This window comes from Pseudomonas sp. Tri1 (assembly GCF_017968885.1).
Taxonomy (GTDB): Bacteria; Pseudomonadota; Gammaproteobacteria; order Pseudomonadales; family Pseudomonadaceae; genus Aquipseudomonas.
Map to the genome: position 1 here is coordinate 3518172 of NZ_CP072913.1, position 20234 is coordinate 3538405.

At 62.4% G+C, this 20234-nt stretch carries 15 protein-coding genes; 4 read left to right on the forward strand and 11 right to left on the reverse strand.

Features of this window, described 5'->3' with window-relative positions:
• Positions 1–4 precede the first annotated feature (4 nt).
• The 11 genes from J9870_RS14940 to J9870_RS14990 all read right to left on the reverse strand — a co-directional run bounded on the left by J9870_RS14940 (position 5) and on the right by J9870_RS14990 (position 15432).
• Positions 5–1876, reverse strand: a complete 1872-nt coding sequence (locus J9870_RS14940; protein ID WP_246883008.1) for an IucA/IucC family protein — start codon at positions 1874–1876, stop codon at positions 5–7.
• Positions 1877–1882: 6 nt separating this feature from the next.
• Positions 1883–2656 (reverse strand): aldolase/citrate lyase family protein, encoded by a 774-nt coding sequence (locus J9870_RS14945; RefSeq protein WP_210638787.1) that lies wholly within the window; start codon positions 2654–2656, stop codon positions 1883–1885.
• Positions 2650–4515, reverse strand: a complete 1866-nt coding sequence (locus J9870_RS14950; RefSeq protein ID WP_210638788.1) for an IucA/IucC family protein — start codon at positions 4513–4515, stop codon at positions 2650–2652. The genes J9870_RS14945 and J9870_RS14950 overlap by 7 nt, the downstream gene beginning before the upstream one ends.
• 16 nt (positions 4516–4531) lie before the next feature.
• A complete protein-coding gene (locus J9870_RS14955; RefSeq protein ID WP_210638789.1) occupies positions 4532–5938 on the reverse strand; it encodes a DHA2 family efflux MFS transporter permease subunit in 1407 nt (468 codons plus the stop codon).
• The gene (locus J9870_RS14960) at positions 5935–7146 is read right to left on the reverse strand and encodes a type III PLP-dependent enzyme (RefSeq protein ID WP_210638790.1); all 1212 of its coding nucleotides are present in this window, start codon (positions 7144–7146) and stop codon (positions 5935–5937) included. Before J9870_RS14960 ends, J9870_RS14955 begins: the two co-directional genes overlap by 4 nt.
• The gene (locus J9870_RS14965) at positions 7139–8923 is read right to left on the reverse strand and encodes an IucA/IucC family protein (RefSeq protein ID WP_210638791.1); all 1785 of its coding nucleotides are present in this window, start codon (positions 8921–8923) and stop codon (positions 7139–7141) included. The genes J9870_RS14960 and J9870_RS14965 overlap by 8 nt, the downstream gene beginning before the upstream one ends.
• Positions 8924–9094: 171 nt before the next feature.
• The gene (locus J9870_RS14970; protein WP_210638792.1) at positions 9095–10471 is read right to left on the reverse strand and encodes a diaminobutyrate--2-oxoglutarate transaminase; all 1377 of its coding nucleotides are present in this window, start codon (positions 10469–10471) and stop codon (positions 9095–9097) included.
• A 321-nt stretch (positions 10472–10792) separates the two neighbouring features.
• A complete protein-coding gene (locus J9870_RS14975; RefSeq protein ID WP_210638793.1) occupies positions 10793–13216 on the reverse strand; it encodes a TonB-dependent receptor in 2424 nt (807 codons plus the stop codon).
• Positions 13217–13283: 67 nt separating this feature from the next.
• Positions 13284–14228 (reverse strand): FecR domain-containing protein, encoded by a 945-nt coding sequence (locus tag J9870_RS14980; protein ID WP_210645291.1) that lies wholly within the window; start codon positions 14226–14228, stop codon positions 13284–13286.
• The gene (locus J9870_RS14985) at positions 14228–14737 is read right to left on the reverse strand and encodes a sigma-70 family RNA polymerase sigma factor (protein ID WP_210638794.1); all 510 of its coding nucleotides are present in this window, start codon (positions 14735–14737) and stop codon (positions 14228–14230) included. The genes J9870_RS14980 and J9870_RS14985 overlap by 1 nt, the downstream gene beginning before the upstream one ends.
• A gap of 173 nt (positions 14738–14910) precedes the next feature.
• Positions 14911–15432: an SgcJ/EcaC family oxidoreductase gene (locus J9870_RS14990; RefSeq protein ID WP_210638795.1), complete on the reverse strand. Its 522-nt coding sequence runs from the start codon at positions 15430–15432 to the stop codon at positions 14911–14913.
• A 175-nt stretch (positions 15433–15607) separates the two neighbouring features.
• On the opposite strand from J9870_RS14990, the gene J9870_RS14995 reads away from it, so the two are divergent.
• The 4 genes from J9870_RS14995 to J9870_RS15010 are packed head-to-tail and all read left to right on the forward strand — an operon-like array spanning position 15608 to position 20230.
• A complete protein-coding gene (locus tag J9870_RS14995; RefSeq protein WP_210638796.1) occupies positions 15608–16792 on the forward strand; it encodes a sensor histidine kinase in 1185 nt (394 codons plus the stop codon).
• A complete protein-coding gene (locus J9870_RS15000; protein WP_210638797.1) occupies positions 16789–17457 on the forward strand; it encodes a response regulator transcription factor in 669 nt (222 codons plus the stop codon). Before J9870_RS14995 ends, J9870_RS15000 begins: the two co-directional genes overlap by 4 nt.
• A complete protein-coding gene (locus J9870_RS15005; RefSeq protein ID WP_210638798.1) occupies positions 17454–19766 on the forward strand; it encodes an ATP-binding protein in 2313 nt (770 codons plus the stop codon). Before J9870_RS15000 ends, J9870_RS15005 begins: the two co-directional genes overlap by 4 nt.
• Positions 19763–20230 (forward strand): response regulator, encoded by a 468-nt coding sequence (locus tag J9870_RS15010; RefSeq protein ID WP_210638799.1) that lies wholly within the window; start codon positions 19763–19765, stop codon positions 20228–20230. Before J9870_RS15005 ends, J9870_RS15010 begins: the two co-directional genes overlap by 4 nt.
• Positions 20231–20234: the final 4 nt, after the last annotated feature.

The window sequence follows — 20234 nt, forward strand, 5'->3', positions numbered from 1 at the left end:
TCCCTCAAGCCTCCAGGAACAGCCGGCGGAACGGGTTGACCACCTCGCCCTTGCCGAACGGCATGCTGCCCGGCCCACCGGCGCGCTCAATCATCGGTGTGAGCAACAGTTTCTGTGGCCAGTTTGGCGCGTCGAACAGCTGGCGCTTGATCATCGCCCGAGCCTCGTCGTCGAAATCGATGGTTTCGATCAACTCGTCCAGTACTCCGCGCAGCGCCAACCACAGGCCGGCCACCGGGATCGAATAGACCTGCGCCAGGGTGTCCATGATCGCTCGCATGTTGACCTGGATGCCCAGGGTCTGTAGCCAGAACAGCAGGTCTTCCGGGCGATCGTGGTAGAGGGTATTGGCGTGGCCTTTCTTGATGCGGTACACCGGATCCGCCATGCCGTTGCGCTCCAGCCACGGCACGAAAATGCGCAGCGAATCATGGTCGCGCAGCAGCAAGCCATCGGCATGGCCGTCCTTCCAGACCAGCACCGCGTTCTGGCCATGGACTTCACCGAGCATGCCCAGGCGGAACATGCGCAGGTTGATGTCGAAGAAGCTGCGGGCCAGTTCGCGGAACAAGGTCAAGACCGATTCAGCGCCTACCGGCAAGTTGCGGTATTGCATCCAGTCATCGAAGAAATGCCGGTTACTACCGGGCAACGGCGTGCCCAGGGCAGCCATGGGTAGCAGGCGGGTGTCGGCGGCCTCGAGCAGCGCGCGTGGATAGCCTCGGACCATGGCCGACAGATGCCGTGGTGCTTCGTCGAACAGCGTGGCGTCCGGTGGCATGAATGCCCACCACTTGCCCTCGTCGCACAGGTGCAGCGACTGGCGCAGAGTGGCGTCCTTTTCCAGTACTTCGTGCAGCAAGGCTTCGCTCAGGCCGCCGTTGATCATCTTGACCGCCGGCAGGTAGCGGGACGCGCCCAGGGAATGAATCGCCATCGGCAGCTTGAGGTAATCGGCGCTGTTGAAGCACGGCGTCATGGAACGCAGGGACGAGGTGGCGAAGAAATCCCCTTCATTGAACTCCAGGCGCTGGCAGTCGCCCTTGGCGAACACCTCTGCCAATTGCTTGTCCAGCACGTGTTCCCATTGCCAAGGGTGGACCGGCAGCGCGACATGAGTGTCGGCCAGACCGCGTGCTTGCATTTCCTGACCGAGACGGGCCTGCAGATCCGGCGGCAACAGGTAGTGCGCCGGATAACACTGCGCCAAGTCGCCCACGCCCTCGCCACATAGCAGCAAGGTGCGATCCACCGCCACCCAGCTCAAGGCCACCGGGCGGGCGAATTCGGCCTGGTAGCGGCGATATTCTTCATCGTCGAGACCTTGCTTGGCCTTCGCCAACGGGTGGTACGGACGGTCACGCAGCGATGCCCATTGCTCCATGGTGCGGAAAAAGGTCGCCGGATCCTGGGCCATCAGACCCTGGTCATCGACGGCGTGGGACAAGGACAACGCCGTTTGCTTAACGCTGGTGTGCAACACGTCGAGAAACAGAGCCAGGCCCTTGTCATTGTCTTGGAAGCGCTCGCTCATCGAGCCGAACACCCGCTTCATGAAGTCCTCCGGGGACAGGACGGTCCATTGCTCGTCTTGGCGCGCGAGCACCGGCGTACCCGGGACCTTTTCCCATTGCTGGGTTATACCGGGACGCAGGGCAATGCTGATGAAGCGCTGTTCGACCGGGTCGCAGCACCACTCCCAGATGTACTGTCCGGTCAAGGTCGGGGCGTATGGATGGGCGCGCTGCCAGTCAGCATCGCTCACCAGGGGCAAGGGTTCGCTGCCGAAGAACTGTTCGGCCAGCAGGCAGTCCACCAGGTCCTGCATGACGATGTTGGTCGCTTGGCTCATGGCCTGTGGGGTCGCAGTAGTCATCTTGATTCATTGTCCTTCTGAAGAAAGTGTGGCCAAGCGGCCCTGGAGAGCGCGGAACGCAATGCCGCGTTCGTCGCCCAGCACAAAGGTATTCACCCCGCGGCCACGCCAGCGGGCGTGATCGTCGGGTTGGCGGGGAATCGCGCAATACGGCACGCCAGCGCTGCGGGCGGCCTGCCAGGTGTCGAGCAAGGCCTGCTGCACCGCGGGCTCGTTGATCTGCCAGGGCGTTCCCAGGGATTGCGACAGGTCGGCCGCGCCTTCGAGGATCATGTCCAGCCCGGGCACGGCGGCAATGTCCGCCGCCCGCCGTACGCCCTCGGCGCTTTCGATCATCGCCACCACCATGATTTGCTCGTTGGCCCGGCCCACGTACTCGGCAAGGCTGTACTTACCAAACGAACCCGGGCGCCCGGCATTCAGGCTACGTCGACCCAACGGATGGTATTTGCACGCGGCAATCGCCTCGGCCAGTTGCTCCGGGCTTTCGATCATCGGCAACACGATGCCCTGGGCCCCGCCATCGAGCAGGCGCAACAGGGTTTTCGGGTTCAGGTCCGCGACCCGCACCAGCGGCGTGATGGCATAGGCCTCGGCCATGCGGATCATGTGCTCCACCGTTTCCGGATTGATCAGCACGTGCTCCATATCGATGATCACGAAGTCGTAGCCGGCCTCGGCGATCAGCTCGATCGCCATCGCCGACGGGATCGAACTGATCAGGCCATAGGCGGCCTGCCCCGCGCCGAGTCTGAGTTTCAGTTGATTGGTTCTCAGCATGGTTGCGGCCTGAATGCATGCAGGGGATTGGGCACCGACTTGAAGCGCCGCTCACCGTCGCCCAGCAGGCGGCGCTTGGTGAGTTCCTCCACTTCATAGGCAGGTGCGAACACATCGAACAGGGCAAAGCGCTCGCGGTGTTGTGGGTGCGCTGTTTGATAAGCGCAGATGACCTCGGCAGTCATCTGCCAGAAACGGCTTTCATCCAGCTGATAATGCTGGTGCAGGAAAATCGCCATTTCCGCCAGGCAGATGAAGAAGAAACAGTCGCAGGAGAAGTCGCGTACCGCATTGACGTCATCGGTGAGGATGAACGAGTTGCGGTTCAACCGGGCATGGCTGGCGGGCAGCGGCACCAGGGTCGGGCACAGTTCAGGGCGTGCCAGATGCGCCGGGGAATAACGTACACCGTCATGGAAATCCTTGAGGGCAATGCGTTGCGGCCAGCCATCCTTGACGATCAGCACGATGTTCTGGCCGTGGGATTCCATGCCGATGCCTTCGGCGTACAACATATGGATGATCGGCGGCACCGTGACTTCCAGCAGGCGTTGGGTCCAGGCCTGCAAGCCGTACTGGGCGATCCAGGCGTCGATGAAGGGTGCCTGTTCGCCCTGGCCGTAGCGGTTTTCCACGTGGCTGAGGCCATTGAACGGCACGGCCTGCTCACCGGGCTTGAGGTAGCCGTGGATGCTTTCGCGCCAGATGGCCCCCAGGGTGCCGTAGGCTTGGGACGCGCGGCTGGCCGGCAGATGGTCGTAGCTGAAGCTGACCCCGGCCACCTCTCCCAGGATCACGAAATCCAGGGCGCGAGCAGTGCTGTCAGTGGCGATCAGTTGCTGCAGCCAGTCGGTGATGATCGGGCCGTTCATCACCGTGTGCCGCGCCAGGATCCGCGTACTGGACGTGTTGGTCATGCTCATCGCCAGCTTCACATACGGGCGCTCGGGCGCGCTGGCGTTGGCCAAGGTACGGATCGATTGCTGGGCCTTGTACTGATCATCGGAAACACCGAGGTGAATCAGCTCGCCACTGATCAGTTCGGGGTAAAAGTTCGGGACAATGGTGTTCTCCCACTGCCACGGATGGACCGGGATCAGCCAATAATCTTCCGGCGACTGGCGGCGACTTTCGAGGACGGTGGCCAGTTGTTGCAGGCGACTCTCCCCCGCTTCCTGGCGGATGAACGCCATGAAATCCATTTTGCAGGAATGGTTCATTGCCCCGCAGGACTTCGCCACGGCCAACCAGACGACGGCGATGGGAGCGGCGAATTCCGGCCCGTAGCGAGTGTTGTCCTGCAAGGAAAAACCAATCCGCGACTTGTAGCACGGGTGGTAACTGTGGGCGTCCATGAAGTGCTGCTCCAGCGCGTCCACGTCCAACAGGTGCGCCGCACGTGGCGCGCTGTAGCCCTGGCTGCGGGCTTGCAGGTCCTTGAGTTGGGTCTGTTCCAATTCCTGGATGAACCGCGGCAAGTGGGCGCTACCCTCGAATTCGCCGAGCAGTTCGGCCAGGGCCTGGTGCAGGTTCGGCGCCTGGGCTTGGCCCGAAGCCTCCACGCGCTCAAGGCTGGCATGGTCCAGGCGAACCAGTTCGAAACTGCTGCTACGCAGGCCGTTGCAGCGGTATTGCACCGGTTGCCGATCCGCATCACGGCCTTGCACGATGAAGCGATACAGGCCGTCGCCAAGCGGTTGGCACTGGTACGCCAGCACGTCTTCATACAGCAGGGTTTGCAGCAACTGGCCCACGACACGCTGCTGGACACGTCGGCAGACGTCGGCATCGACACGCGCCAGCCAGGCACCCGGGCCTGAGGTGGAGGTCGTATGCGGGGCTTTTTCAAAAATCGTCATGGGAATTCCTTATCGATTAACGTTGTTCGAGGGCAATGGGCGACGGCTCGGCCGCCCGTTCAGGCACGGGGAAACGCCAGGCACTGGGCAAGGCCAGCAGAATCAGGACACCGGTGGCGATAAACACCTCGCTGATGGCCGCCGAGGTGTGCAGCGCAGAGCCGGGCTCGACACCCAGGCGCATTTCCAGCCAGAGCGAGGCGATCACGATGGCCAACGACGACACGAGGCGCCGGGAGATGTTGTTCATGGCCGCGCCCTGGGTGACCATCGGTTCTGGCAAGGCATTGAGGCCGGCGGTGGTGACCGGCATGTAGGAAAGCCCCAACCCGGCACCGCGTACCATCATCAGTACGAACACCGTAGTGATGGTGGTCTGCGACGTGAGCATGCCCAGGGCCAGGGTCGCCGCACCGGTCAGCAACATGCCCAGCGACACCACGGCCCGCGGCCCGTGCCGGTCCAGCCACTTGCCGCCGAGCTGGCCGAACAGGCTGGCGAACAGCGCGGTGCACAGCAGCGCCAGACCGGTCCAGATGGCGCTGTAGCCCAGCACCATCTGCACCAGCAACGGCACCAATACCAGGCACTCGAACATGCCCACCGATTGCACCACGGCGATGATCACGCTCAAGCGATAACCGCGCAGGGCGAAAATCCGTAGGTTGAGCAACGGCGCCGGGTGACTCAGTTCCACCCGCACAAAAGCGATCAGGCACAACACGCCGGCCACCAGCATGGCGAGGTTGAGCGGATCGACCAGGCCGCCGGCATGATGCAGGCGACTGGTGGCAACCATCAGCAAGCCAATGCCCCCGGCAATCAGCAGATACCCGGCAAAATCGAAGGGCTTGCGTTCAGGCGGCTCGGACGCCGGCAGCACGCCGAGGCCCAAGACCAAGGCCAACAGGCCGATAGGCACGTTCATCAGGAACAGCGAGCGCCAGCTGAACCACTCCAGCAGCAGGCTGCCGCACAACGGCCCCACCGCCGGGGCAAGCATTACCGCCGCGCCCCACAGCCCCGTCACCCGGCCCCGTTCGTCCTTGGCATACACCGAAAAAATGATCGCCAGCGACAGCGGGATCATCAGGCCGCTGGCGATCCCCTGGATCACCCGCGCGGCAATCACCACGGCAATGGAGTCGGCCAGGGCCCCCAACAGCGAGCCACCAATGAACAGCGCCACACCCCACAGATACAGGCGTTTTCGGCCGACCCGCTGACTGAGGAAACTGGTCAGCGGCATGGTCATGCCCATGGCGGTCATGAAGCCTGCGACAATCCAGGTCGCCATCAGCGGGCCGATGGCGAAAGCACTCATGAACGCCGGCAACGCCGGGTTTAGAGAACTATTGTTCAGGCTGACTGTGAGCGTGCCCAGCAGGACATTGATCACCACCCAATGGCGCGGCAACTTCACAGCAACTCACCCGGCGCCGTAGCGCTGACGAAGTGCTGCGCCGGGCGTGGATGGCACAAAAAGTCCGCGTGGGAGATGTTGTAGCCATAGGCGCCAGCCATCGGCAGCACCAACAGGTCACCCACCTCGACGCCTTGCAATTGGCAACCACGGCTCAGCACATCCTTGGGGGTGCACAGCTGGCCGACGACGGTCCAGGTTTTCGCGCTGTCCGGCTGCGGCTTGCGCCGGTGCGGCAAATGCATGACCGGATGATCGTGGCTCTGGGCCGCCGGCAGACGGAACTGGTGGGTGCCACCTCGGCAGACCAGGAAGTGCTCGCCGTGGCTGGTCTTGGTGTCCAGCACCTCGATCACGTAGTAGCCGCAGAACGCACTGATGAAACGCCCCGGCTCGAAACGCACCACGGGCGGTTGTTCATGGGCGGCCAGGGATTGGCCCAGGTGCCGGCACAAACGCGGCCAGTCAAACCGTTGCCCGCTGAGGTAGTCGACGCCGATGCCACCGCCGACATTCAGGTGCGTCGGTTGCTCGGTTCCGGTTGCCAGCGCCTTCCATTCGCTCCAGCGTTGCAGGTAGAAATCCAGCAGTTGTTCGTGACGCTCCACCGAGTTCTGGTGGGACATCGCATGCACATGAAACCCCTTGAGGGTCAGGTGACTGAAGGCCTGCACCCGTCGAACCGCTTCGGGCAGTTCCGCTTCATCGATGCCGAATGGCGTCGCCGTGCCGGCCATCGCCAGCTTGCTGGACAGCGTGGAAGGCAGTTGCGGGTTGATGCGGATGAACACCGGTTGAACCCGCCCGGCCTGTTGTGCCAGGCGTTGCAAGCGGTCGATTTCATTGAGGCTTTCCAGATGAATCGCCTCCACCTGATTCGCCAGGGCGGCGCGCAGGTCGGAGTCGAGTTTGCCAGGGCCGGAGAACACGTAGGGCTTACGGGTAGGGCAAGCCATCACCCGGTCGATTTCCCCGCCGGAAGAAATCTCGAATCCACTGACCAGAGGCGCCAATGCCTTGAGCATCGGCGCTTCGCTGTTGGCCTTGATCGCATAATACAACTCCACACCGGCGGGCAGCGCGGCCATGACCTCGCCGACGTGCTGGGTCAGCGCGTCCAAATCGTAGACGAACAACGCCAGTGGATCTTCGTGCTGACGGCGCGCGCCGTCGATGGCGGCCATGACGGTTTCTGGCAGGTCAGGCATAACGTGCCTCCTCGGCCCAAGGCGAGCGCAGGTTGACGTAGCCGGCCTGGCGATCGGCCTTGGCGGCCAGGCGCACCTTCAGGTTGGTCTTGCAGGCGATGGGTTCGCCAGCGATCAACGCGTCCAGCTCCGGCGCAGGCCTCACCAGTTCTCCACGGATGCTGCGCAGTTGTTGCTCAACCCGTTGCCACATCAACGGCGCCAGGTGCGCACGTTCCCAGCTCAGGGCCAGCACCGCCTCGGACAGGTTGTTGATCAGCAGGCAGTAACTGATGCGGCTCCAGCCTTGCTCGCGGGTATAGAGCAACGATTGGCGCACGCGCGGATGCAGGCCGATATCGATACCGGACATGCCCAGTTCATCGGTGAGCTTGACCCCTTCGAAATCCCGCAGCAGCAGTTGCTGTGGCTGGCCGTTGTCATGGATCAGCACGCTGTTTTGCAGGTGCGGCTCCATCACCACGCCATGATTGAAGAACAGCGCCAGCACCGGGCGCAGCAATAGCGCCTGATAGCGGTCGAACCAGTTCAGCAACTGTTCGTCTGCCAGAGGTTGGCCGTTGAAGCCTTGGAGGAATTCATGGACCAACGGTTGGGAATGAATGTCCCGGGCGAAGAGCGTGCCGGCCATCACACTGACATCGGCACCGGAACGACGGCAGAAGTTCTCCCGCAGGATGGCGCCGGTCTGTTCGCGAAACCAATGGCTGTCGGTTTCGCTGGCGTGTTTCGGCGCCCAGCTCAATGAACCCGGCTCGGCCACGGTGGACAAGCCTCCCAGGGTTTGCGGCTGGGTCTGCTGCAGACGCTGGAACAACTGGTCGATGATCAAGGTGCTTTCCAGCTCGTACCAGGCATTTTTGCGCACGCAATTGGTGATGCGTACGTTCAGCGAACCCTTGATGAAATAGTCATGGCCTTCGATGTACCAGGTGCGCATGGAGGCTGTCGGGCTGGCGAGCGCGCCCGTGGGCCCGAGGTCCCGTAGCTCGCCCAGCTCCAGCAGGTGTTGCACCCGACGGTCCTGCACGAATAACTGCGCCTGGACCGGGTGCAAACAGATGATCGCCCTGCCCGGTGCCGCACGACTTTGATCGGCGAAACCGGCCAGTACTTGCTCTTCGCTCAGCCCGTTGGCGGAAATGCGTAGGCCTTCGCGCGGCACTTCAAACAGGTGCAGGGCTGTGCGCGCCTGGAATTCCGGCGCGTAGGTTTCCTGGGCCAGGTGGGCCGGCCAGAGTCGCGCCTTGGGAGCCGGATGGTTGGGGTGGCCGAACCACAGCCCTTGTTCGCTGGCCAGGTAGTTACTCAGCGGCGCAGGGCCCTCGCCATCCATATTGTGGGCGACAATGGCGGCGGTCAGAGACTGGCTTTGCAGCACCTGATCCAGCAGCTCGTCGTTGCTGGCGCGGGTCATGTCTTCACAGGCGCTGAGCAATTGCGCAACGAATTCGGGGAACGCCAGGCTGGACCACGGCGCATCGCCCTGACGGGCATACACATCGGAAAGGTAGCGGTGGCTGCCGAGCCGGTCGCGGCGATCCACCATCACGAAGAACTGTTGGCCGTTGGGCAGGCTGATGGTCAGGGGAATACCCTTGCATTGCAGCCCTTCCAGATAACTTCCTGGCGCGATACCGCTCATTTCTTGCGGCCAGTTATAACGCAGGCAATTTTCCGGCAGCGCGAACTCTTTGATCAGGCAATTGAGCAAGGCGCGCGTGCTCGCCAGTTCGCTGACACGGTTGGATAGAACAGTACGATCGGGATATTGCATAGTTGCTCCTCGTAACCGCTGGGTTACGGATGACTTCATGTCTGGGCAAGTTCAAATAGCATTCAACGAAACAATAAGTGCCCGCCCTCCCATTATCGGGAAGTGTTTTAACGTTGCTTATTAAGTGACTGATAAGGCTTATATCGTCACGCCCATATTCGGGCAGTGGTTTTAACCGCGTTCTTGCAAGAGCGCTGCCTTCACAGCCTTTTCAAATCGATCGATCGCGAGGGCGCATTGCTCGTCATCGATAATCAACGGCGGCAATAACCGAATTACGTTGCCCTGGCGTCCGCCGCGTTCCAGCAGCAGACCATGGTCGAAGCAGTGTTTCTGGATGGCGACTGCCAGGGTCGGATCGCCCGGGAAGCTGTTCAGGCGATCAGGCGCCTGGCGCTCGTCGACGATCTCGATACCCAGCATCAACCCGCGACCACGCACCTGGCCGAGGGCCGGGAAGCGTTGCTGCAGCAGGATCAATTGGCTCTTGAGCCACTGCCCACGGCGCTCGGCCTGGGCCGGAAGGTTTTGTTGCTGCAGGGCGTTGAGCGTCGCCAGGCCCGTGGCCATTGCCATCTGGTTGCCACGGAAGGTGCCGGTGTGGGCGCCTGGCTCCCAGGCGTCGAACTGACGCTTGATACCCAGCAATGCCAGCGGCAATCCACCGCCAACGGCTTTGGACATGACGATGATGTCCGGCTCGATCCCGGCATGCTCGAAGGCGAACATCTTGCCGGTGCGGCCGAAACCGGCCTGGACTTCGTCGACAATCAGCACGATGCCGTACTGTTGCGTGACCTCACGTATGCGGCGCAACCATTGGACTGGCGCGCAGTTGACACCGCCCTCGCCCTGCACCGCTTCCAGAATCACCGCGGCAGGCAGCGAGACACCGCTTTCCACGTCGGCGATGAACTGGGTGAAGTAGTGGCTCAGCGCTTCGACGCCGGCTTCGCCGCCGATGCCCAGCGGGCAACGATATTCGTGGGGGTACGGCATGAATTGCACGCCCGGCATCAAGGACGCAACGGCGTTCTTGGGCCCGGTGTTACCGGTCACCGCCAGGGCGCCGTGGGTCATGCCATGGTAGCCGCCGCTGAAGCTGATGATGTTGCTGCGCCCCGTGACGGTCTTGGCCAGCTTGAGCGCTGCCTCCACCGCGTCCGCCCCCGACGGGCCACAGAACTGCAGGCAATAGTCACGCCCCTGCCCGGGCAGAAGGCTCAACAGCTTTTCGCTGAAGGCGTCCTTCTGTGGCGTGGTCAGGTCCAAGGTATGCATGGGCATGCCCGAGCTCATGAAATGATCGATGCTGGCAATGATGTCTGCATGGTTATGCCCCAACGCCAGGGTGCCAGCACCGGCCAGGCAATCGAGGTAGGTCTTGCCTTCCACATCCGTCACCCATACGCCATGGGCCTTGGCGATGGCCAAGGGCAACTTGCGCGGATAACTGCGAACATTGGATTCGAAGCGGCCCTGGCGGCTCAGATAATGAGCATTGTCTTTCTGCAAGGAATCGATGCGCAAAACGTTTTCATTCAGCATGAGGTAATCAACCCTGATAAGTCCCGACATGCAAATTATTATCATTCACGAATTACTGCAACAAGTAATCGCAAATAAAATCATGTCTGTGACGGAGTCGATATTAGTTAATTGACAGGCAGGAAAAATCCGCCGGATAAATAACGGATTAATAATAGTGACACATCGAAAGAGGCGCTTTGATATCAGCGCAGTGCGGGCTATAAGTTAACTTTTATATCGGTTTATTGACTCCGTTAATTGCAAAGTAATATCAGCCAATATCAAAACGACAGTGCTTATTAATAACAAACAGCTCCTTCCATGGAGCTGACGATCGGTTTAGAAGTCGACGGTGGCCGACAGCAGGTAGGTTCGCGGGGTTGCCAGCGTCAAGCCAGGCTCGCTGTCATCCGAGGCCCCGGCCGAACTCCAGTAGCGCTTGTCCGCTACGTTCTCGACATTGGCGCGTAGGGTGATGTGCTTTTCATCAACCTTGAATGCATAGCGTGCACCCACGTCGAAGCGCTCCCAGGAGTCGATTTCCTTGGTGTTGGCTTGATCCAGATATTGCGAGCTTGAGTAAATGGCGCGGCTGGTAAGAGTCAGGCCTTGTAGGGTCGGCACGTCCCACTCCGCACCCAGGTTGACGTTGTATTTCGGTGTGGCAGGTGCCCGGTTGCCATCGAAAGCGCCGTTGGTGGTGTTGGTCAACTTGCTGTCGATGTACATGACACCCCCGAGCAAGCGGGTACCCTTGAGCGGCTCACCGAACACACTCAGCTCCACACCGGTGTTTTCACGCTTGCCGTTCGGGCCGAAGACGCGTGTTGTAGCATTTGTCTCATAGGCCGGTTGCTTGATCCGGAACACGGCGGCAGTGACAGCCAACGGACCCGCATCATATTTGGCCCCGACCTCGACCGAACGGCTGATGAACGGCGGGAAAATCTCATCTTCGTTTACCGACGTCGACGGCGCGATCTTGCCCTGGCTCAGGCCTTCCATGTAGTTGGCATACAGCGACAGCTTATCGGTGGCCTTGAACAGGATGCCGCCCGAGGGCGAAACCTTTTCTTCGTCGTAGGCAGTCGGGCCCTTGACGCCATCCGACCAATCGTCAACCTCCACTCGCTGCCAGCGGGCGCCAAGGGTCAGCAGCAGCCGGTCATCAAAAAAACCCAATGTGTCCGATAACGCTACGCCACTGAAGTGGTTCTCGGTATAGACCTTCGGATCTGACCGGGTGATAACGCTCGGAGTCGGTGTTTCCACCGGGTCATACAGGTTGCTGTTGGACTGCCCATAGCGAGCGCCGCCGTTGGTGAAGTCCATGTAGAAATAGCTGGCGGCCAGGTTGACCTCATGGCTTACCGGGCCGGTATGGAACCAGTTGCGCACCCCGGCGTTGGCCGTCCGGACATTCTCGTCGCGGGTGAAATCACGGGGCTGAACGCGGAAGTCTCCTGCCTCATTGAGGACCGAAACGGCATGCCGGAGGAACTCATGATTACTTTTGCGCGCCCCCACGCCGCCGTACAGCATGACGGAATCGTTGACGTCGTATTCGGCATTCACCGTGCCGAAAGTATCCTTGGTGCGCGCCTTGCTCCAAGGCTGCGCATAGTTGCGATCGACATCGCTGGCATGCGGCACTGGCGCGGCGGCGGCAACCTGGACACGCTCCTGCGGCGCGTCGGTATCCCGTTCGGTGCGCCCGATATCGGTCGAGACCCGCAAGCGTTCGCCGCGAAAGTCCAGGCCCAGCACGGCCATTTCGCGATCCACGCTCTGATGATCCCATTCGGTGTCGCCAGATTGTTTTACCCCGTTGAAGCGAATACCGAACTTGTTGTCCTCACCAAAACGCCGGCCCACGTCCACGGCGCCACCCACTTGGCTATCGGATGCATAGCTACCGGTGAACGAGGTGATGGGCTTGTCGGTCGCTCGCTTGGGCACCACGTTGATCCCACCGCCCACGCTACCGCGCGGTGAGATGCCGTTGATGAGCTGGGTCGGCCCCTTGAGGATATCGACGCGGTCGGCCATCTCCATATCGATCGTGTAGGTAGGCAGGACACCGTAGAGGCCGTTGTAGGCGACATCACTGTTGAACAGGCTCAACCCGCGAATGGTGAACTGCTCATAACGGCCGCCCGCCGGGTTGGTGGCGCGAACGGACGGGTCGCTGGCGATCAGGTCGCCCAGGGTGCGAGCCTGCTGGTTCTTGACCGTCTCGCTGGTGTAGGTGGTCATGCTGAACGGCGTTTCCATGAAGTCCCGCGAGCCCAGCAGGCCTTGAGAACCGCGGCGCGCGACCTGGCCGCCGGCATACGCCTCGCTGTCTGTCGAGGCCGTGGCGCCGAGAATCGACGTAGGGGCCAGTTGCAAGGAGCCGCCTTCTGGCGCGGGGGTCAAGATGTATGCCTGTTCGCCCACCGGTTGAAGCTGCAGGCCGGAGCCCTGCAACAGGCGGGAAAACCCCTCCTCCACCCCATATTCGCCCGACAACCCGGCGCTGTTACGCCCGCTTACCAGGGCCGGGTCGACCGACAGGTTGACACCCGCCAGCCCGGCGAACCGGGTCAGCGCGGCGCTGAGGCTGCCGGCCGGCACCTGATAGCTGCGTCGGGCAGCGTCTTCGGCCTGGCTGGATGAGATGAAGAATGGACTGGCGCTCAGGCTCAGCAAGAGACTCAGGTTCAACAGCGGACGCCAGCCGGCAAGGGCCGGGCGAAAACGCAAAGGTACTACTGCAGACATTAGAAGGCGCTCTCATTTTTGTTCAGTTGCCTTGAATGACAAGCGAGACAAAAAAAGGGGACAGGCTTCACGCAATATTTTTGCGAAGCCTTAACGTGACCCAGTAACGGGTGCGTGTCTGCACGTCCAGCGGCAGGCTGGCCGAGAGCAACGCGAGGATTCGATCGGTGTTTTCCAGCCGGAAGCTGCCAGTGACTCGAAGGGATTCCAGGGGGGCGTCCCAGCGCAATACACCCGGGCGATAACGGCTCAGTTCGCGGAGAAAATCCCCCAACGGCTGGTTCTGAGCCACCAGCACCCCGTCACGCCAACCTGGTTGCGCCACGTCGAAGGTGCTCACCGGCCCCGCCCCCGCCGCCTGTAGGCTGACTTGCTGGCCCGGGTCCAGCGACAGCAGCGGCCCACGCAACGGCTGCAACTGCGCTGAGCCGCTGACCACCGACACCCGGCAACTGCGTTCGCTCAGGCGTACACAGACTTCACCGCGACTGATCGTGATGAGCCCATAGGGCGCTTGAATCGCCAATGGCGTGGCCCCCGAGACCTTGAGGGCCATCTCACCTTGCACCAGCACCAGTCGCCGGGCCTTGAGGTCCAGGTCTACTGCGCTGTCGGTGTTCAACTGCAGGGTGCTGCCATCGACCAGCGACCAGCGTCGTTGTTCGCCAGTCGCGGTGCGCAGGTCGGCGCGCCAGGCCTCCAGCGGTAGCTCGCGCCCCAACAACCATGCGGCCGGCACCAGCGTGGCGACGCCCAATGCGCGCTTGAGCACGGCACGGCGAGCCATTGCCGGACGGTCCAGCGTCGCCATCCCAAGGGATGGCGGCACCCCGGCAAAGCGCTGACGCAGGCGCTGGGCTTTTTGCCAGGCGGCTTCGTGCTGAGCACTGCTTTCGCGCCACTGTTGCAAGCCGGCGGAGTCGAATTCGTCCCCGTTGAACTCCATCAAGGCCAACCAGCGCGCAGCCGCCCGTGCGACTTCGCGGGCTTCGGGTGAAGGAGCCGGGCGAATCAAAAGTCCACCAACAGGCAATGCTCATAGGCCTGGGCCATGTAGCGCTTGATGGTGCGCTCGGACACCTGCAGGCGCTCGGCGATTTCACGGTAGCCCAAGCCTTCGAGCTGGCTCCACAAAAAGGCCCGCCGAACCAGGGGCGGCAGGCCATCGAGCAACTCGTCCAGCGCTTGCAGGGTTTCGAGCAGCAGCCAGCGCTGCTCCGGAGACGGCACACTGTCTTCGGGCAGGCTCGCCAAAGCGTCGAGGTAGGCCTGCTCCAGGTTGCGCCGGGTGTAGAAGTTGCTCAGCAGGCGCTTGCCGACCGTCAACAGATAGGCACGAGGTTCCTGCAGGTCAGCCAACTGCTGAGAGCTGGACAGTACGCGCAGGAACGTATCCTGGCGCAGGTCCGCCGCATCCCAGGCATTGCCCATGCGCCGCCTCAACCAACCTTCCAGCCAGCCGCCGTGGTCACGGTACAACGCGTGTAGGGAGTGCTCCGTCGGCGTAGCTGCGTCAAACATGTCAAGAAGCCCTGCGCAAGGAATGTCTTAAATGAGACTGATTCTAATTAATGTTCGCAGGCTAATCCAAGCTCTTTATGCAGGGAATGTGTAAATACGCTGGTGGCCTATGGCTTTGGGAACCGTTCGAGGGAGCTTGCGCAGCCAAGCTCCCTCCCCCACAAGGCGTGATCTCAATGACTGGCGTGCAGTGCTTTCGGCACTTCAGGCATCGCCGAAGAATGGTGGTTGATGATCTTCCACTGGCCGTCGAGGCGCTCATAGAGGAAGGTGTAGCGCGCCTGGACGTCCCGCTTGGAACCGTCGGCATTGGTGAGTGTGAAGGTGTAGACACCACTGTCCATCGCCGCGTCGGGCCCCAGGTGGCGGATCTCACGGTAGTTGATCTGCCCCACCGGCTTACCCGCCAGGAAGTGTTGGAAATAATCCTCGATCTGCGCGGGTGTGTTGCGCACCTTGTTGGAAACAGTCGGTTGCAAAATCGCGTCCGGGGCATAGAGGCTGGTCACCGCGCTGGCGCTGCCGGTTTGCAGCGCCGCGTTCCAACGGTCGAACAGCGCAGCGATCTCGCGGTCATTTACGTTCTTTGGCTGCTCGGCCACGGTGCGATACACGTAGGGCGTGGCCTCAATCCCATGGACGAATGGCGTGGTCAGCAGGAAAAAAGCAGCAATGGCGCAGGTTTTCATTTTCATCGAAGCGTTCCTTTGGGTTTCAATGAGGCCACTTTGCCGGCTCGCGCAGCCTTCGCCATCGGCCAACCGGTGCCGATCGCCTATGCCGTTTGGCAGATAGGCCCGCTGTCAACGGCACGCTCTAATGACGCCACCACAAACCCGGACCGGTCCCCTTCCATGCTGGAGCCCCCCCATGCAAAGCCCACCCCATGACCCCGGCAGCGCCCTGGCTATCCGCACCCAGTATCGCCAGTCGCAAAGCCGTGCCGCGCGCCTGCGCCTGCTGTTGGGCACCGGCCATGAACTGACGCAGTTGCCTTTGTCGGCGATGCGTCAGCGCGCGGTGCAACGGGCCTGCGCATTCATGGCCATGGACCATGGCCTGTTGCTGGAGTGGGCGGCGGACACGACTTTTCGCACCATCGCCAGCCATGGCAACCGCGAACGGCTCGATCTGCTTGCCAGCCTGGCTGAGCCACCGTCAGCCGAGCCGCAATGGCTGGAAGATCCCGGCAGCGCCCTGCCCCAGGTCTTGCGCGTGCCGTTGCGTGGTTCCGACGGCGCGGTGTTCGGGGCTTTGTTGCTGGGCAACAGCGTGGCCTTGGGCACGCCGGACAACGAAGACATTGAGTCACTGCAACTGCTGGCGACCCTGCTGGCGGCCCATCTGGAGAACAGTCGCCTGCTCGAAGCGCTGCAGGCCCGCGAACGCACCATGTCCGAGCTGGTCCACCGACTGTTCAGCGCTCAGGAAGATGAGCGCAAGCGAGTGGCCTACGACCTGCACGATGGCCTGGCACAGAACCTGGCCGGCCTGCATCAGCGCCTACAGGGCTTCGCCGGCCGCTGCCCGCCCCTGCCACCGGAACTGGCGAATGACTTGCAGGCCATTCTCGATCTCGCCCGGGGTTGTGTCGGTGAAGGCCGGCAGTTGATTGGGGGCCTGCGCCCCCACGCCCTGGATGATTTCGGCCTGTACAAAGCCGTCGACAAGGAAGCCGATCGCCTGCGCGACATGGGCCTGACGGTGGACTGGACCGAACACAGCGCCGCACGCCTGCCGGGGAACACGGAAATTGCCCTGTTCCGCATTGCCCAGGAAGGCATCAACAATATTCTCAAGCACGCCCGGGCCAGCCATGTGCGCCTGGGGCTGGCGGTGAGCGACGACCGGGCCTCGCTGCGAGTCGAAGACAATGGCCGTGGCTTTGCCCTGGAACAACCCATAGAGACCAACGGCACCTGTCACCTGGGCCTGGCGGCCATGCAGGAACGTGCCAGCCTGCTGGGCGGCCACCTGAGCTGTTTCAGTCAACCCGATGGCGGCACTCGCCTGCTGGCCAGCGTGCCCCTACCTACCCATGGAACACACCCATGACGCCGCCTTTACGCCTGCTGTTGGCCGATGATCACGAAGTCACCCGCACCGGATTCATCAGCATGCTGGCCGGCAACCCAGGGTTCGAAGTCGTCGGCCAGGCCAGTGACGGCCAGGAAGCCCTCGACTTGTGTGAACGATTGCAACCGGACATCGCCATTCTCGATATCCGTATGCCAGTGCTCAACGGCCTGGGGGCGGCGCGTATCCTCCAGCAGCGCCAGCCTGCGATAAAAGTGGTGATCTTCACCATGGACGACAGCCCTGACCATCTGGAAGCCGCCATCGCTGCGGGGGCGGTCGGTTATCTGCTCAAGGATGCCAGCCGCGATGAAGTGCTGGACGCACTCAAACGGGTCGCCCAGGGTGAAGAGGCCCTGAACAGTTCGGTCAGCGCGCGCCTGCTGCGACGCATGGCCGAGCGCAGTACCAGCGGCGCCACCCAGGTCCAGGCCCTGACAGCACGCGAACGCCAGGTGCTGGGGCTGGTGGCCGGCGGCTTCAGCAACCGTGAGATCGGCGAAAAACTCGGCATTGCCCCCGGCACCGCCAAGGCCCACGTGGAGCGAGTCATCGGCAAGCTGGGGGCCGCCGACCGGACCCAGGCCGCCGTGCGCGGTGTCGCCCTGGGACTGGTGGCCCAACCCAGCGGGCAATGGCCATGAGATTCCTCGCCGCCCGCCGCTGGGCCGACCTGCCATTGCGAGGCAAGGCACTGGTGGTGATTTCCCTGCCACTGGTGGTCCTGTTGCTGTCGCTGGTGCTGATCTACATCACCGAACGCCAGACCGCCCGGGCCGAAGAAGACGTGCGCCGGGTTCTACTGGTCCAGGGCGATATCCAGACCGTGCATACCCTGCTGGCCGAGGCCGCAGCGAGCGTGCGCGGCTATCTGCTGACCCGGCGCGAGGACTTCCTGCCCAGCTACGAACAGGCCACGCCGCTGATCAAGGCAGCGTTGCAACGGTTGGACCACAACATTCGCGACGCCAGGATGCGCGAGCACCTCAAGACCATCACCCCGTTGATCGCCGACAAACTCGACGGATTGCTCGCATTGCGCAACGGCAAGGCCGGGGACACCGAGGCCGTCACCGCGATCCTGATCGAAAACAAACAAGTGCTGGATGTGTTGCGCGAGCAGATCAGTGCCATGCGAGTCCGCGAGGACGCCCTGCTTGCCGACCGCAGCGCCGCCGCCTCGTCCACACGCATGCGGTTGTTGTTCGCCACTCTGCTGGCCGCAGTGTGCGGGCTGTTCGGGGCAATTGTCGCGGTGCTGTTCCTCTCCAAGGGCATTGTCGCCCGGGTCCAACAGGTGCAAGGCAATGCCCAGCGCCTGGCCTTGGGCCAACCCTTGTTGCCACAACCGCCGGAGCAAGACGAAATCGGCCAACTCGGCACTCGCCTGGTGGAGGCTGGGCAACTGCTTGCCGAGCGCGAGCGAGCCCTGCGCGATAACGAAGAACGCTTGCGGCTGATCATCGATGGCGTCAAGGACTACGGGATTTTCGCGCTGGATGCCCGGGGCTACGTGACCACCTGGAACGCCGGCGCCGAACGGATCAAGGGCTACACCGAGCAGGAAATCCTTGGCCGGCATTTTTCCCTGTTCTACCTGGCGGAGGAATGCCCCGCGCACCCGGACATGGCCTTGCGTGAGGCGACCCGCGATGGCCATTACATGGAAGAAGGCTGGCGTTGTCGCAAGGACGGCAGCCGCTTTTGGGCGAGCGTGGTCATCACCGCTCAATACGACAGTACCGGGGCCCTGCGCGGTTTTTCTAAGATCACCCGCGACATCACCGACCGGCGCGCCGCCGAGATCGCCCTGCGCACCGCTCGGGAAGAGGCGGAAAGCGCCAGCCGGGCCAAGAGTGAGTTTCTCTCGCGTATGAGTCACGAACTGCGCACGCCGTTGAATGCCATCCTCGGGTTCGCGCAACTGCTGGACATGGACTCCACCGCAGGCCAACGGCCCCAGGTCAGTCACATCCTGCGCGCCGGCCAGCACCTGCTGGCGTTGATCAACGAGGTGTTGGACATCGCCAGGATCGAGGCCGGGCGCCTGCCGCTGAACATCGAGCCGATCGCCCTGTCGACGGTGTTGCACGAAGCCCTGACGCTGGTATCGCCCATGGCCACCGATGCCGGGATTCATCTGGCCGACCTGCCGCCGCTGCCTGAGGGCAGCGGCGTACTTGCCGATCGCCAGCGTCTGGTGCAGGTCTTGCTCAACCTGTTGTCCAACGCCATCAAGTACAACCGGCCCGGCGGTGAAGTACGCATTGAAGTCAGCGTCCAGGCCCGGCACGTGAGCATCGCCGTCAGTGATACCGGGCATGGCATCGCCCTCGAACAGCTGGATCAACTGTTCAAGCCGTTCGAACGCCTGGGCGCCGATCCCCAGGTCGAAGGCACTGGCCTTGGGTTGTCCCTGAGCAAGAGCCTGCTGGAGATGATGCAGGGCAGCCTTCAGGTCCACAGTGAACCCGGGCAAGGTTGCCGCTTCACCTTGCAGCTACCCGGCACCCAGGTAGCCGGCAGCCATTTGCCGCCCGCAGCGCCCCTCATGGTGACGCGCGCGCCTGTCGAATATCACGGCAAAGTGCTGTGTATCGAAGACAACCTGTCGAGCCTGGCACTGATCGAAACCCTGATGCAGCGGCGCCCGGGCATCCAACTGTTGTCGAGCATGCAGGGCCAGATGGGCCTGGACCTGGCTCGCCAGCACGCGCCGCAACTGATCCTGCTGGACGTGACCCTGCCGGACCTGGACGGCCTGGAAGTATTGCAGCGCCTGCGCCACTCCCCGGCCACCGCCGCGACGCCGGTGCTGATGATCACCGCCGACGCCAGCGACCTGACTCACCGTACCCTGCACGACGCCGGTGCCACGGCGATCCTGACCAAACCCATTCATATCCAGGCCTTTTTGCGCCACCTCGAGCACTATTTACCGGAGCCCGCATGAATCGCGATTTGCGCATCCTGATCGTCGACGATCAGCGCCCCAACCTGGACCTGATGGAACAACTGCTGGCCCGCGAAGGACTGCACAATGTGCTGAGCAGCACCGAGCCCTTGCGTACCCTCGACCTGTTCAACAGCTTCGAACCGGACCTGGTCATCCTCGACCTGCACATGCCGGCGTTCGACGGCTTCGCCGTGCTGGAACAACTCAATCGACGCATTCCCGCCAACGATTACCTGCCGATCCTGGTACTGACCGCCGACGCCACCCGCGACACCCGCCTGCGTGCCTTGGCCCTAGGTGCCCGGGACTTCATCAGCAAACCCCTGGATGCACTGGAAACGATGCTGCGCGTCTGGAACCTGCTGGAAACCCGAGCGCTCTATAAGGCGTTGCGCGAGTTGATTCCTTCCCAGCAGATCGAACTGTTGCGTCAGCATCGGCCAGCCGCCGATCCGGTCTAGCCTG